General features: G+C 45.4%; 14 protein-coding genes. 1 reads left to right on the forward strand and 13 read right to left on the reverse strand.

What is annotated here, in order from left to right:
• The 3 genes from HMPREF0645_RS06110 to lepA form a co-directional block, all read right to left on the reverse strand.
• Positions 1–407: TGS domain-containing protein (locus HMPREF0645_RS06110; RefSeq protein WP_007174045.1), on the reverse strand; the 407-nt coding region annotated here is incomplete at its 3' end.
• 235 nt (positions 408–642) lie between these two features.
• The gene (locus HMPREF0645_RS06115; protein ID WP_044123439.1) at positions 643–1,239 is read right to left on the reverse strand and encodes a Crp/Fnr family transcriptional regulator; all 597 of its coding nucleotides are present in this window, start codon (positions 1,237–1,239) and stop codon (positions 643–645) included.
• A 28-nt stretch (positions 1,240–1,267) separates the two neighbouring features.
• Complete coding sequence (gene lepA / locus HMPREF0645_RS06120; protein ID WP_007174048.1) at positions 1,268–3,049, reverse strand: translation elongation factor 4; 1,782 nt, start codon at positions 3,047–3,049, stop codon at positions 1,268–1,270.
• Between the two features lie 234 nt (positions 3,050–3,283).
• Between lepA and HMPREF0645_RS06125 the strand changes: the two genes are divergently transcribed.
• Positions 3,284–3,622: a hypothetical protein gene (locus HMPREF0645_RS06125; protein ID WP_245544009.1), complete on the forward strand. Its 339-nt coding sequence runs from the start codon at positions 3,284–3,286 to the stop codon at positions 3,620–3,622.
• A 155-nt stretch (positions 3,623–3,777) separates the two neighbouring features.
• On the opposite strand, the gene rsxA is transcribed toward HMPREF0645_RS06125, so the two are convergent.
• The 10 genes from rsxA to HMPREF0645_RS06175 form a co-directional block, all read right to left on the reverse strand.
• A complete protein-coding gene (rsxA, locus tag HMPREF0645_RS06130) occupies positions 3,778–4,380 on the reverse strand; it encodes an electron transport complex subunit RsxA (RefSeq protein ID WP_007174051.1) in 603 nt (200 codons plus the stop codon).
• A gap of 43 nt (positions 4,381–4,423) precedes the next feature.
• Positions 4,424–5,011: an electron transport complex subunit RsxE gene (gene rsxE / locus HMPREF0645_RS06135; RefSeq protein ID WP_007174052.1), complete on the reverse strand. Its 588-nt coding sequence runs from the start codon at positions 5,009–5,011 to the stop codon at positions 4,424–4,426.
• Between the two features lie 15 nt (positions 5,012–5,026).
• Positions 5,027–5,641, reverse strand: coding sequence for an RnfABCDGE type electron transport complex subunit G (locus HMPREF0645_RS06140; RefSeq protein WP_007174053.1), 615 nt, complete (start codon positions 5,639–5,641; stop codon positions 5,027–5,029).
• A gap of 12 nt (positions 5,642–5,653) precedes the next feature.
• Entirely contained in the window at positions 5,654–6,655 is a 1,002-nt protein-coding gene (locus HMPREF0645_RS06145) for an RnfABCDGE type electron transport complex subunit D (RefSeq protein WP_007174054.1), read from the reverse strand.
• 22 nt (positions 6,656–6,677) lie between these two features.
• The gene (rsxC, locus tag HMPREF0645_RS06150; RefSeq protein WP_007174055.1) at positions 6,678–8,027 is read right to left on the reverse strand and encodes an electron transport complex subunit RsxC; all 1,350 of its coding nucleotides are present in this window, start codon (positions 8,025–8,027) and stop codon (positions 6,678–6,680) included.
• Complete coding sequence (locus HMPREF0645_RS06155; RefSeq protein ID WP_007174056.1) at positions 8,024–8,965, reverse strand: Fe-S cluster domain-containing protein; 942 nt, start codon at positions 8,963–8,965, stop codon at positions 8,024–8,026. Before HMPREF0645_RS06155 ends, rsxC begins: the two co-directional genes overlap by 4 nt.
• Positions 8,966–9,039: 74 nt before the next feature.
• The gene (locus HMPREF0645_RS06160) at positions 9,040–9,450 is read right to left on the reverse strand and encodes a SoxR reducing system RseC family protein (RefSeq protein WP_007174057.1); all 411 of its coding nucleotides are present in this window, start codon (positions 9,448–9,450) and stop codon (positions 9,040–9,042) included.
• A gap of 677 nt (positions 9,451–10,127) precedes the next feature.
• A complete protein-coding gene (locus HMPREF0645_RS06165) occupies positions 10,128–11,048 on the reverse strand; it encodes an RluA family pseudouridine synthase (RefSeq protein WP_007174059.1) in 921 nt (306 codons plus the stop codon).
• 6 nt (positions 11,049–11,054) lie between these two features.
• Positions 11,055–12,254, reverse strand: coding sequence for a hypothetical protein (locus HMPREF0645_RS06170; protein WP_007174060.1), 1,200 nt, complete (start codon positions 12,252–12,254; stop codon positions 11,055–11,057).
• Positions 12,251–12,895 (reverse strand): ATP-binding cassette domain-containing protein, encoded by a 645-nt coding sequence (locus HMPREF0645_RS06175; protein WP_007174061.1) that lies wholly within the window; start codon positions 12,893–12,895, stop codon positions 12,251–12,253. Before HMPREF0645_RS06175 ends, HMPREF0645_RS06170 begins: the two co-directional genes overlap by 4 nt.
• Positions 12,896–12,904 lie beyond the last annotated feature (9 nt).

Consider the following 12,904-nt stretch of genomic DNA (forward strand, 5'->3'; position numbering starts at 1 on the left):
ACGGGCTCGTCTTTCTTCGCCAGTTCACGCATCTTTGCTTCTATTCTGGGGAAGTCGTTTTCTGAGATGGTCTGCCCCTCTGCCGGCATTACATCATAGAAGAAGCCGTTTTCTATAGCAGGGCCAAAGCCAAATTGTATACCGGGATAGAGCTCTTTCAGCGCTTCCGCAAGAAGGTGAGCAGAGGTGTGCCAAAATGTATGTTTACCCTCATCGTCATCAAATTTATAGAGCGTAATAGAGGAATCCTCATTGATAGGACGGTTCAATTCCGTCGTTTCACCATTAATAGCGCATGATACAACGTCACGGGCAAGAGCAGGTGATATGCTCTGTGCAATCTGAAATCCAGTTACGCCTGGTTCATACTCACGAACAGACTTGTCTGGGAATGTGATTTTAATCATATTACAAATTAGTTTTATCTAATGGGGGGGCAATATCTCTCCACCTCCAGTATATATATAATAGGTGTGTCTTGCTTGCGAAGCTCACCTAATATCATTACAAAAGTACGATATAATTTTGGAATGGGAACATAAATCACAAAATATTATTAAGAAGAGAAGTCAAAATAAAGCTTCATCAAGACGATTTAACTGAGATACTTTCTTGGCAAAACTTGCAAAAAAGGCTAAGGAATTAGCTCATAACAGTTGCCGCCCTGACCCGACTCAGTGTTTCCGGTGTCATTTGCAAATAGCTTGCTATAAACAGCAGCGGGGCGCGCAACACCACTTGGGGCTTCATCTTACATAGACGGAGGTACCGGTTTTGTGCACTCTCAAACCTGACCAAGTCAGCATGTATTTGCGAGATAATCAAGCTCTCTTCAAGGATTTTGCGATACAATATCTGTATATTAACATTGTGTAGAGCCACCTGCTCCAATCGCTGCTTGGGTAATGCATATACCGTTGTAGGTTCCAGGGCTTCCACCTGTAGATACGTCTTTTCTTCTTTGAACAAACTTTCTATGCACATGAAAATCTCACCGTCGGCACCAATATGCTCCGTCAGCTCTTTATCATTTTTATAATAAAACTGACGGATTAGCCCCTTATCTATATAACTGATTTCCTCACACACTTCTCCTTCGGAAAGTATCATCTCACCTTTGGCATATTTTCTCGGAACGAGAATGCTCTCGAGTGTGTCAAGTTCCTCATGAGTCATCGTGCTGTATTTGCGAGCCAATTCTCGCGCTATGTCTCGTGTGGTATTTTGTAGCATTGCCATAGTTTCAGTCATTTATTTAAAATCAACACTAATCTAACTTCAAGACAGCAAGGAAGGCTTTTTGCGGCACTTGCACATTGCCAATCTGCTTCATGCGTTTCTTTCCCTTCTTTTGTTTTTCGAGGAGTTTACGTTTCCGGCTCACATCGCCGCCATAGCATTTGGCAAGCACATCTTTTCTTAGCTGTTTCACCGTTTCGCGGGCTACGATTTTAGAACCGATAGCTGCCTGAATAGCTATGTCGAACTGCTGGCGTGGTATGAGTTCTTTCAGCTTCTCACACATGCGGCGACCAAAGGCAACTGCATTATCCTGATGAGTCAACGTCGACAGGGCATCAACAGGATCTCCGTTGAGCAGAATATCTAATTTGATAAGCTTGGATGGTTTATAGCTATCAATTGTATAGTCAAACGAGGCATACCCTTTGGAAATCGACTTCAGCTTGTCGTAGAAATCAATAACGATCTCGCCAAGCGGAATCAGCAACCGAAGCTCAATCCTGTTACCTGATACATAATCCTGGCCAAGGAGTTCACCTCGCTTGTCCAAACAGAGTCTTACAATGGGGCCATAATAGTCGGCTCCCGTAATAATGTTTGCTTTGATATAGGGTTCCTCGATGTAGTCGATGTCTGTCGCATCCGGCAAGCCGCTTGGGTTATGCACTTCCATCTTGTTACCCATTTTGTCATGCACCATATACGACACGTTCGGCACCGTGGTAATCACCTCAGTGTTGAACTCCCGTCCCAAGCGTTCCTGTACAATCTCCATGTGAAGCAACCCCAAAAACCCACACCTGAATCCAAATCCAAGTGCTTGGGATGACTCTGGCGAAAAGGTAAGGGCGGCATCGTTGAGTTGAAGTTTCTCCAGTGAGGTTCTCAGGTTCTCATATTCGGCTGGGTCTATGGGGTATACACCAGCAAAAACCATTGGCTTGACTTCCTGGAATCCCGATATGGCCTTGGCACATGGGTTATCCATGTGGGTCACCGTGTCTCCAACCTTAACCTCCGTAGCCTCTTTGATGCCCGAGATGATATAGCCCACCTCGCCTGCAGACAATGACTTTTGAGGCTCCATCTGCATTCTGAGCACGCCAACCTCATCGGCATCATATTCCATTCCGGTTTGCACAAATTTCACCTTGTCGCCTTTATGTATCGTTCCATTCACGATTTTACATATTGTGATAATACCGCGAAAAGGATTGAAGATAGAGTCGAAAATCAGGGCTTGCAGAGGTTGGGACGCATCACCAACTGGAGCAGGTGTGCGGTTAACAATAGCTTCTAAAATTTTGTCCACACCCTCGCCGGTCTTTCCGCTGGCACGGATAATCTCCTCACGGTCACACCCGATTAGTTCAACTATTTCATCTTCCACTTCCTCTGGCATGGCATTGGGCATGTCTATCTTGTTGATGACAGGAATAATTTCCAGATCATGATCAATAGCCATGTAAAGATTTGAAATCGTTTGAGCCTGAACTCCTTGTGTGGCGTCTACCACGAGCAGAGCACCTTCACAGGCTGCGATACTTCGCGATACCTCATAACTGAAGTCCACGTGCCCCGGAGTGTCTATCAAGTTGAGCAAATAGGTTTGCCCGTCTTTTTTATATTCCATTTGGATGGCATGACTCTTGATGGTGATGCCCCGCTCACGCTCCAAGTCCATGCTGTCAAGCACCTGATTCTCGGTTATCGCAACCGTCCCGGTGTATTCCAGCATGCGGTCGGCCAAGGTCGATTTACCGTGGTCAATATGTGCTATGATGCAAAAATTTCGTATATGTTCCATGAATGTTTCCTAAACTTCTTTGATGACAGCGTCGACACGGTGATATGATAAACATAAGAATTTGTGTGGCTGTTCTCTGCAAAGATACAAAAAAGATAAGACATCAGTACGGCGAACACTTATTTTTTATTAAATTTGCATTAAATCATGAATCTGAAAATGAGAAGGAATTATAGTTTGTTATTTTTTGCGTTATTGGCAATATCCATGGTTACCCTGTCTGCATGTAACCACATGTCACTTGAAGACCGCGCAGAGAAGGATGCCAAGAATTTTACAGAACGCTATTGCCCCACCCCGGTACAAAACATGCAGCGCACAGACAGTGTAGTCTTTGACCGCAGCAACCATACCTTCATTTATTACTATCGCCTGAATGGCGCGGCAGACAATGCACAAGCCGTGGCAAAGGTTCGCGACAAAATTAAAAACGCTTTGCTTACTGATCTGAAAAATAATACCGCCACCAAGGTGTATAAGGATCAGGGGTATAATTTTAGATATGTGTTGCGCTCGGAGAAGACGAAGGAAATTTTATATGAGGTTGAGTTAACCCCAAAAAATTACAAATAATAGCTGAGTCAAACTCCACTTTTTGAGCAATACTTCATGAACAACTCCTGTGGTTATTTGCATCGCAGCGGGAGAAACTCTTTGTCTTGATTGAAAACTCCTAAGTTCGCATCATCGCTCATTGCTGGCTTAGTCGGCAATCTGTTGTGAGCTGTTTAGTCAAGCCCAAACAATGTTCGCAACCCTCCGTCCACTCCGGAGAAACCCATAAATGCCAACGAAAGAAGACCTGCCGTGATCATAACTACGGCCATGCCTCGCATTCCTTTTGGGATACGCACCAGTTCCAGCTGTTCGCGGATGCCGGCAAACACCACAAGCGCCAAGGAAAAACCGATAGCAGTGGAGAAAGCATAAACGACACTCTGAATGAGGTCAAAGTCTTTCTGTATCACGAGAATCGCCACACCAAGAACTGCACAGTTGGTCGTTATGAGAGGCAGAAAGATACCCAAGGCCTGATAAAGTGCAGGACTCACTTTTTTCAAAATGATCTCCACCATCTGTACCAGCGCAGCAATGATAAGGATGAAGGCAAGCGTCTGCAGATATTGCAGGTTGAAGGGATTGAGTACATAGATCTGGACTAGCCATGTGACAACTGTAGCCAGTGTCATGACAAAAGCCACGGCAGCCCCCATGCCAAGTGCTGTATCGATCTTCTTGGACACGCCCAAGAACGGGCAAATGCCCAAAAACTGACTCAGGATAATGTTGTTAACAAATATCGCACTGATGAATATTAACAGATATTCCATTTTTCTTGATTTCGTTGATGAATTAAACGAGATGCTTACTTGATTACTCGGGTCTGATCTTATTGAAGATTGCTACCAAGTAACCCAATGTAATGAATGCTCCCGGTGGAAGCACGAAGAGTAGAATGTTGGTTGTTTCGGGCAGCAACTCGATATCAAAAATGCTGCCGGCGCCGAGCAGTTCGCGTGCAGCTCCGAGCACGGTTAAGGCCATGGTAAAGCCGAGCCCAATGCCGAGACCATCGAAGAGACTTTGTATTGGTGTCTTTTTGCAAGCAAAACTTTCAGCTCGTCCCAACACGATACAGTTAACAACAATCAATGGTATGAATATGCCAAGCGACTTATTGATACTGTCGGGTGCGTAAGCTGCCATAAACATCTGAAGGATTGTCACAAAAGCAGCAATCACGACGATGAATACTGGAATACGAACCTTGTCAGGGGTGATGTTCTTTATACATGAGATAACCGTGTTGGTGCAGATGAGTACAGCCATGGTGGCAAGTCCCATTGACATGCCATTAATAGCACTGGTCGTTGTGGCTAATGTCGGACACATGCCAAGGGTCAGCACAAATACCGGGTTTTCCTTGATCAGTCCGTTGGTTATTATCTTTACGTAATTCATGATCTAATCCTTTCTTTAGAGCTTTCCATCCATTTTCCGTACATCCTCACTGCTATGAACGTAAGCCGAATATGCCTGATTGATAGCCTTGAGAAATGCCCTGCTTGTAATGGTGGATGCCGTGATCGCATCTACTTTTCCCCCATCCTTGTTTACCTTCAGGTCGTCCTTGGCAGGGTTTTGCCCTATCACGTTGCCTTTGCCTCCTTGCTGAAACCAAGTCTGAGCCTTGGCTCCAAGTCCCGGAGTTTCTGAATGTTGCAGGATGGTATATCCCAGAATTGTACCTTCAGAATCGAACCCTACAAGCACCTTCAGGTCGCCACTGAATCCCAAGGTGGTACTCTCCACTGCCGCTCCGAGGTTTTTCCCCGCTTTATCAACCGTACTGTGAATAACAAAACGCTGCTCCTTCCCTTCGACTGTCTGCGTGATTGTATCAGTGCCGGTCACCGTCAATGCGTTGGTACACATAACCTCCTTAATGCCATTCGCCAAAGTTTTCTCAGCTTTTGCTGCTATAGGAGCTTCGGTGAGGCGGTTTACCCATGCCAGCAATGCACCAATAACGAGTGCAATGCTCACGAGCACAAGAACCATGTTGGATAGTGATGAATTTATCTTCTTCATATTTTCTCCTCCTTATTTCCTTGCCGGCACCTCGCCGAAACGTTTGGGTTTAACATAGAAGTTGATGAGTGGCGTAAAGGCATTCATGATGAGAATGGCAAACGAAAGCCCCTCCGGATAGCTTCCCCAGTTGCGGATAACCACTGTAAGAAAACCAATGGCAACACCATAGATGAGTTGACCCTTATGGGTCATGGGAGAAGTTACGTAGTCGGTGGCCATGAAAAAGGCTCCCAACATGAGGCCCCCACTTAAAATCACCTGCAGGGGACTGGCATAAATAGGGTTGGACCAATGCAAGAGTCCACTGAACACAAACACGGTGGCAATAATACTCACCGGGATATGCCAAGTGATGATTTTCTTCCAAAGCATATAGGCCAATCCGATAATCAGTGCCAACGCACATATCTCCCCGATGGAGCCTGCACCAAGCCCGTTACGGGTAATACCCAGCAAGGTATCAAGCGACCCCGGCAGACCTTCCAGAATACTTGCATCGCCGTTTTTGATTGCCTCTTTCATGAGACTCAAGGGCGTAGCACCAGTTGTTGCATCGGTATAGGAGGTTATCTGCCCGGGTATAGGCCATAAGGTCATCTCAGCAGGGAAACTCACCAACAGGAAGCAGCGACCGACCAACGCCGGATTGAAAATGTTGCACCCCAATCCTCCAAAACTCATTTTGCCCACACCAATGGCGACAAGGGCACCGACAAGAATCATCCAAACAGGAAAATTGCTCGGCAAATTCATGCCCAGAAGCAAACCGGTAAGAATGGCGGAACAATCGCTGAGTGAGGTGGGTTGCTTCATCATATATTTGGTGATTGCCCACTCAAAAAACATGCAGGCAGCTACGCTGGTCACGCATACAACCACCGAACCGAGTCCGAAATAGTAGAACGAAACGAGCAATGCGGGAACAAGCGCTATGATGACGCCTCTCATATTGCGCTCCACGCTGTCGGTGCCATGAGCATGAGGTGATAACGAAACGATTAGTTTACTCATTGTATATTTTGATCAATAATGATTATTTTTGTTTTCGGGATCTGATGATTCCCATAACCGCAGCCTTGCCCTGTATAATGTTGTCTAACAACGGACGGTGGGAAGGACAGGTGTACTGACATGAACCGCAAGAGATACAGCTTGTAACGTCTTCCTTTTCAAGTCTGTCGTACTTATGGAGTGACGAAAGGGTAGCTATCAGATAAGGTTCAAGTCCCATTGGACATACCGTGACACATTTACCACAGCGAATGCAAGGTTGGATGACTTTGCGGCGGGCATCGTCGCCCGTGAGTACCGTTACTGAGTTGGTTCCCTTGCATACAGGAACGTCGAGGTTCATCACAGCCTTGCCCATCATTGGACCACCGGCAAGCACCTTGTTGTCTCCGTCGGGCATACCGCCACAAGCTTCAATGAGTTGGCCGAAGGATGTTCCCATACGAACCAGAAAGTTGCCCGGATGCTTAATTTGCTTGCCGGAAACCGACGTGTAACGTTCAAACAGGGGTTTGTTTTTCATTACCGCCTGATAGACGGCAAATGTTGTCCCAACATTCACAGGAATTGCTCCAACATTCACAGGAATTGCAGGAGGAGCAGGAACCTCCCTGCCGATAACGGCAGCCACAAGTTGCTTCTCACCACCCTGAGGATATTTCTGAGCTAACGGTACAACTTTGATTCTTGAATCAGAAGCAGCCTTCTCTGTCATCAGTGCAATAGCCTTGGGTTTGTTTTCCTCAATACCGATATAGGCTTTGTCCACATGGACAGACTTCATGAGCAACTGCACGCCAACTATAATTTCGTCAGCATGTTCCATCATGAGCCGATAATCGGATGTAATATAAGGCTCGCACTCCACACCATTAATAATAATACACTCAGCCTTAGCTCCAGGCGGTGGCATAAGCTTGATAAATGTGGGGAACCCAGCACCCCCCATTCCGGTTACACCAGCTACTTTCAGACGGTTGATAATATCCTCGGACGTGAGCTCAGGATGAGAATTCAGCGTTTCGAGTTTTTCAGATCGGTCAATGCTCTCTTCCCATTCGTCACCCTCTGTCTTTATAAAAATTGCAGGCTGGCGATATCCTGTGGCATCAATGATCGTGTCTATCTTGCTTACTGTGCCCGAAACAGATGAGTAAATAGGGGCTGACACAAAACCTCCGGCTTCGGCTATGAGCGTTCCTACTTTCACCTTGTCGCCACGTTTTACCACTGCCTTTGCCGGTGCGCCGATATGCTGCCACAGTGGGAAAACGGCCAACTCCGGCAGATCGGCCAAAACGGTTTCCACTTCGTGGGAAAGCTTGTTCTCCTCAGGATGTATTCCTCCTTTTGAAAAAGTATATAATTTCATGACTTCACCTTCTCTTTATTTTCTTCTACATAAGCTTTTGGAGCAGATTGTTCTGCCGGGGGCGTCACTGCTTTCTCTGTATGTGGTACCTGTTTAGTCGACTTAGGCTTTCTTACAGGGAAATTCACCATAGCAATTGCATTTGTGGGGCATTCGTCCACGCACTTGGTACATAACTTGCATTTGCTATAATCGATATAGGAAAGATTGTTCTCTATATTGATGGCATCAAATCTGCAAGCTTTCAGACATTTTCCACAACCTATGCAAGCAACCTGGCAGGCTTTTCTGGCCACGGCACCTTTGTCCATATTGACGCACTGCACATAGATACGACGGTTTTTCGGCCCCTTCTTTCGCAATTCGATAATATGACGGGGGCATGCCTTGACGCATGCGCCACAGGAAGTGCATAGGTCATCGACAACCTCTGGCAATCCGGTTTCAGGATTCATGTGGATTGCATCGAACTGACATGCACTGACACAATCGCCACATCCTAAACATCCAAAGCCACATCCCGTTTCACCGGTACTTGTGGAGTGCATGGCGGCACATGTCCGGAGTCCGTCGTACACAGCGATGCGCGGACGATTCTCACATGTGCCGTTGCATCGCACAACTGCCACCATGGGTTCGCTGTTGGCGATGGCCATGTCGAGGAGGTTCGCCACCCGTGTCATCACTTCTCTTCCACCTACCGGGCAAAACAGCCCGTCGATAGAGCCACTATCCGCACCTTTCACAAGGGCTTCAGCAAAGCCGGAGCATCCCGGGTAACCGCAGCCTCCACAATTAGCTCCCGGAAGCGCTTCCTGAACCTGCCCTACGCGCGGATCTTCTATGACAGCAAACTTCTTGGAAACAAAAAAAAGTACAAAAGCAGCTATCAGCGCAATTGCTCCAAGAACCATGACTGCATTGAAAATAAAGTCCATAATCTATTTGTATTATTTGGTCTGATGTTTTAGTCGTCGATTTAAAGTTTCATCTGGCAAAGGGTCTTCACCCCCTACTCTACTCCGAACGAGAATTCGTCACGAAATTTGTTGCGAATCAAATAGAGAAACGCATAGTATGGTATGAGTGCTGCCAATCCTGCAAGTGCTGCCCAAGCCTCGTTGGCGGTCACCGCCCAAATGCCAAATATGGTTGCTGTCAGAATAAGCAAAGGTACACCGAAGCCCCATGCCACGGCACGATAGCCCGTTTTCATGTCGGCTGTAATCACGATGTTTTCGCCCACATGGTATTTGGTGGTGTCGACATTGTAGATATCCACCAGTTTCTCTGTGCTTTCTGACGCATGGCAATGCCCGGCCATCTTGCATGATGCACAACCAGAGCCCTGAACAATGCGAACAATGAGATGTCCATCTTCGATTTGTTCTATGATTCCAGGATGTGTTATAGTGTTATTCATTCACTAAATTGTAAACTCAACATTACAATTGCAAATTTAATAACATTATTTTAAAGGACAATAAAAAACACGTGATTTTTGTGTAGATAGGATCATTTGCATCGGTTTTTGTAAAAATCCCTAACCCTTTTTCAATATTTTATTCCTGACCATATAGAAAGAAAAGCGCCATGTTTTTGGCATCAAAATGAATTTGGATGGATTGAAAGATTTTAAAAGTGTTACGGTTAATATCCAATGACGTGGCGGTTTGGGCTTGCTGGTTACATGACGGAAGCCCAGACGTAATGCGGTTAAGGCTTAGTCGCAATGTCATTCGATATCTAACCGCAGATGATCAAACCGTTACTATAAGTTTAAATAAGTAAGTTTCTGATAACAAGTCTGTTAGAAACTGGTCAAATTTTGCCGAATTTCTGAACGTGGTATTCCGTTTTTAAAATTTGGGAAAATTAGCGGACTGTTTGTAAAGAAAATTGTTCTCATTTACAAACGCGTAATTGTTTACTATTGAAAATATACAAAGTAAATATAAGCCAATACGGCCACGATTACGGCCAAGCAAATGATGCGGAAAAGACAACTTGTTATTTTCTTGAGGATGACAATACCTACAACAATGGCTGCCAATATAAAAAGATAATATGTAAAACCAGTGTTCATACAGATGATGCTTTCTATCGAAATAATTGAATAAAGTTTTGCGGAATGCGTGCCTGAAATTCCATGGGCTCATGGGTTACGGGATGATAGAAACATAGCACATAGGCATGAAGGCACAGTCGGCCTATCGGGTCATCTCCATTACCATACTTGGGGTCGCCGCACACCGGATGCCCCATGTCGGCAGCATGTACGCGTATCTGATTTTTCCGACCGGTATCGAGCTTGAATTCGACTAAGGAGTGCTGTGGTGAGCGATCCAATGTGTAAAAATGGGTTACCGCATATTTTCCCCCATTATCCGTTGAACTGCTGTAGGAAAAATACGACTTGTTGTCTTTAAGCCAACTGTCGATAGTGCCCTCATCTTGTTCCATCACCCCAGATACGACAGCAACATAACGACGGTCGTAGACTGTTCCTTTCCAGTCGGCCTGCAACGAAAATTCTGTTTTCTTGTCTTTAGCATATATCATGAGTCCACTCGTGTCTCGATCAAGACGATGAACCACATGGGCTTGGCAGGGCTGTTTGGTCTTATGGAAATACTCGTCAAGTACGGCTTTCACATTGAGCGAATGGTGCCCGGCAGGCATCGACAAAATCCCAACGTTCTTCTCCACAACAATGATGTAGGCATCCTCATAGACAATTTTTACATAACGACTTTTAAGGGTATTGTTGCGTTTAGTTTTGCTCACGGCTATTTTCATACCCGGAACAAGTGGAAAGTCATGACGAGTTATCTGTTTCCCGTTAACTTTTATACCTCGACCTTTCAGCGTGGCTTTAATCTTGGTGCGGCTTTCATTTAAGTTTGCCAGCAACCAGTCCAGAAGCGTTGATTCTTCCTGAACCACGTAATTGTCATAGGATTCTTTCCGATTCTCAGCTGTATTGAATAGTTTGCCTTTGTTCTTATTCCTATTTGCCATGCGTTTCTATTCTTTATTCTTCCAAATACTCATGATTTTATGACGGATTGCCAAAAAGTTACAGATACTCAAAGTTGCCAAGACCACTGTACCAAGCAGGATAGCAGGCATCATGGTGCCACTGTCCAAATTGGGAAAAAGTGTTTCTATGATATCCATATAGTATTGACGGATGAAAAACAGCATACACCATGCCACCAAAAGTACCGACACATTGAGCACAATGGTCAGAACCTGATATGGTCGGGCAACTTGGGCCGGGCTGTAGCCTATGAGCAGGAGGTTTTGTAACTTTGAGCTGTTTTTCTGTACAAGCAGATATATGCTCAGCATGAGAATATAAAAACTTAACAGGGAGATCACCAGTCCCACAAACATCACCACACTAACCATGGTCTTGAGGAAATAGGTAGTCTTTTCTGTCTCCAACTGGTTGTTTTCCACCTCGTACCCATGTTTGTCAAGGTATTTGGTTATAGTTGCTTCAGCAGGATTCTCTGATTGCATCAACAGACGAGTGGTCTCTGCAAGTTCGTCGGGAGCAAAATATGCATTGCTCCAATCCATGAACGCTTGTGGAACAAGAATGGAGCTTAGTCGATTTGAGAATCCCACGACCTTTCCCTTGAACCTGCCTTGGTGGCCATGCCCCTGAATCAATATATCAAGATCGATCATCCCCAGCAAGCCATCGCTGAGTTTTGGAAGAGAACGACTTTGTGCAAATCCGAAATTATACATCGTCATATAAGTACGGGGCAGGATGATCGGGACTTCCTGGTTTCCTGATGTATATCTCCAAGTATTTCCTTGTACCTCCACAAAGTCATCGGGAATACTTTCGAAGAACAATTCTGTGTTGAGGACTTCGGTTCCGTTTATACCCATGTGAGCATTGGCCTTGTAGGCGGCAGAAGTGAATTTACCGATCTTTGTGGCAAAAGGTTGGGCTTTCAGGTCCTCTATTTCGGAATTGGTAAAGGAATTCGTGCGGCCGGAAATGGTGTTACCTGTTCCTATCTTCTTGCTCAGGATGACATAATTGGTCTTCATGATGGCATCTTCGCCGATAAACACTGGAGACACGTCTTTGTAAAATTGGAATGACAACAGTACGATGCACATGCCAAACAGGTTGGCCAAGGCATACCCAACAAACTGGGGCACGCTGACATGTTGCTTTAATAACTTCCAGACCAAACTCATAGTTTAAATGTTTTATCGTAGTTCAGATCCATGCGCTTGCCAATACTTGTCACGATGATCCCAGCTCCCTGTGCCTTGGCTTCGGCGATCATGACGTTCCCCATCCTTTGAGCATTGGCGTCATCGAGGTGGGAAATGGGTTCGTCGACGACAATGAAATCGAAGGGCTGAACCAAAGCGCGTATCATAGCTACACGCTGTTGTTGGCCAAAGGACATACGTCCGATTCTGGCGTCCATCTTATCGTCAATACCAAGTATCTGGAACCATTCTCGTATCTGCGAATCTGATTTAAACCCCGTGAGTTTATTCTTAATCTGAACATTCTCCATGGCAGTTAACTCAGGGAAAAGGCGTAGTTCTTGAAAAAGGGTGCTTATATGAGTGCGACGCAAATCTACCCAGTGGCTCACGCTGAAACCTCGGGCATCGTCATCATCAAACAATAATTGCCCACTGTAATCATGTCGATATCCCAATATGTAACTGCAAAGTGTGCTCTTCCCTTTTCCGGAGTCTGCTTCAACCAAATAGAGTTGTCCTTTCTCAAAGGTAATGTCTTGCTGCCACACCTCGGACTGCAGATTCTTTTGCAAGAAAAAACTCTGTGGCAATAGAGATAACAGACGAATTGTGTTCATAAACCAAAT

The sequence above is a fragment of the Hallella bergensis DSM 17361 genome (assembly GCF_000160535.1).
Lineage (GTDB): Bacteria > Bacteroidota > Bacteroidia > Bacteroidales > Bacteroidaceae > Prevotella > Prevotella bergensis.

Excerpts from the sequence above, each read along its gene's own strand:
- lepA (WP_007174048.1), bottom strand. The coding sequence starts at position 3,049 with ATGGAACATATACGAAATTTTTGCATCATAGCACATATTGACCACGGT.
- HMPREF0645_RS06160 (WP_007174057.1), bottom strand. The coding sequence starts at position 9,450 with ATGAATAACACTATAACACATCCTGGAATCATAGAACAAATCGAAGAT.
- HMPREF0645_RS06175 (WP_007174061.1), bottom strand. The coding sequence starts at position 12,895 with ATGAACACAATTCGTCTGTTATCTCTATTGCCACAGAGTTTTTTCTTG.
- rsxE (WP_007174052.1), bottom strand. The coding sequence starts at position 5,011 with ATGAATTACGTAAAGATAATAACCAACGGACTGATCAAGGAAAACCCG.
- HMPREF0645_RS06145 (WP_007174054.1), bottom strand. The coding sequence starts at position 6,655 with ATGAGTAAACTAATCGTTTCGTTATCACCTCATGCTCATGGCACCGAC.
- HMPREF0645_RS06165 (WP_007174059.1), bottom strand. The coding sequence starts at position 11,048 with ATGGCAAATAGGAATAAGAACAAAGGCAAACTATTCAATACAGCTGAG.
- HMPREF0645_RS06125 (WP_245544009.1), top strand. The coding sequence starts at position 3,284 with ATGTCACTTGAAGACCGCGCAGAGAAGGATGCCAAGAATTTTACAGAA.
- rsxA (WP_007174051.1), bottom strand. The coding sequence starts at position 4,380 with ATGGAATATCTGTTAATATTCATCAGTGCGATATTTGTTAACAACATT.
- HMPREF0645_RS06170 (WP_007174060.1), bottom strand. The coding sequence starts at position 12,254 with ATGAGTTTGGTCTGGAAGTTATTAAAGCAACATGTCAGCGTGCCCCAG.
- HMPREF0645_RS06115 (WP_044123439.1), bottom strand. The coding sequence starts at position 1,239 with ATGGCAATGCTACAAAATACCACACGAGACATAGCGCGAGAATTGGCT.
- HMPREF0645_RS06155 (WP_007174056.1), bottom strand. The coding sequence starts at position 8,965 with ATGGACTTTATTTTCAATGCAGTCATGGTTCTTGGAGCAATTGCGCTG.
- rsxC (WP_007174055.1), bottom strand. The coding sequence starts at position 8,027 with ATGAAATTATATACTTTTTCAAAAGGAGGAATACATCCTGAGGAGAAC.
- HMPREF0645_RS06140 (WP_007174053.1), bottom strand. The coding sequence starts at position 5,641 with ATGAAGAAGATAAATTCATCACTATCCAACATGGTTCTTGTGCTCGTG.